The 1,046-nt window shown below is 39.4% G+C and carries 2 protein-coding genes; one reads left to right on the top strand and one right to left on the bottom strand.

Annotation, left to right across the window (positions count from 1 at the left end):
- The coding region (locus tag AC6F75_RS06850) for an alanine--tRNA ligase-related protein (RefSeq protein WP_500714213.1) at positions 1–254 on the bottom strand (254 nt) is incomplete at its 3' end.
- 123 nt (positions 255–377) lie between these two features.
- Between AC6F75_RS06850 and AC6F75_RS06845 the strand changes: the two genes are divergently transcribed.
- Positions 378–1,046 (top strand): M23 family metallopeptidase (locus tag AC6F75_RS06845; RefSeq protein WP_500714211.1); only part of this gene is annotated, 669 nt, incomplete at its 3' end.

The raw sequence follows: 1,046 nt of genomic DNA, 5'->3' as shown, positions 1-1,046 counted from the left end.
TGGTAAGTATCTTTGCCCACTTCCTCCAGGTCATTGTGTTTTCCGGAAACCCTTAAGCATTTTTGAGTATCAGCCACGCGGCTGTTTTTAGGAATTGAATTCCCTAAGAAATATTCCTTAAACTGGTTCATTCCTGCATTGGTAAACATCAAAGTGGGGTCGTCTTTAATCACCATTGGGGCTGATGGCACAATAGCATGTCTTTTGGATTTAAAAAATTCTAAAAATTGTTTTCTAATATCTTGTGACTTCATAAATGCTAAAAGGAGTATTAATTTGCGGTCAAGTCTTAAACTATTTTTTATATTTGTCCGTTATGCAAAAAAAAGCAGTTCTGAACTTTTTTGCTATGATGCAAAAATAGAACATTTTAACTTATGTCAAAGGTTAAATATTATTACGACAGTGAGACCCTTTCCTATAGAAAAATAGAGGTAAAAAAAGGCAAAAAGGTTGGCTTTATCTCACTCTACATACTTGGGATGTTTTTAGGTGGTTTCTTACTGCTTTTGATTTATTTGAGTATTCCTTCACTTGAAACCCCACGGGAAAAAATTCTTAATCGTGAACTTGCCAATATGCAACTGCAGTTTGAACTTCTCAACCGAAAAATGACTGATGTTGAAGAAGTTTTGGCTGATGTGGCTCACAGGGACGATAAAATTTACCGCATTTACTTTGAAGCAGATCCCATTCCCGAAGAACAACGAAGAGCCGGGTTTGGCGGAGTAAACCGATACCGTGACCTTGAGGGTTTTGACAATTCCAGACTTATCACTTCTACCAGCAGAAGGATGGATATACTCACCAAACAAATTGTTGTTCAATCGCGATCTTTGGATGAAATAACTGTTCTTGCCGGTGAAAAAGAAAAGCTTCTGGCCGCCATACCCGCCATTCAACCTGTGGCCAATGAAGACCTTTCGAGAATGGCTTCCGGTTATGGTTGGAGAAATGACCCGTTTACCAAAGTCAGGAAGTTTCACCATGGCATGGATTTTACCGCACCCCGTGGAACTCCCATTTATGCCACTGGCGACGGAAAA

The sequence above is a fragment of the Planktosalinus sp. genome, assembly GCF_059864935.1.
This window is presented reverse-complemented; position numbering and strand designations above follow the sequence as displayed.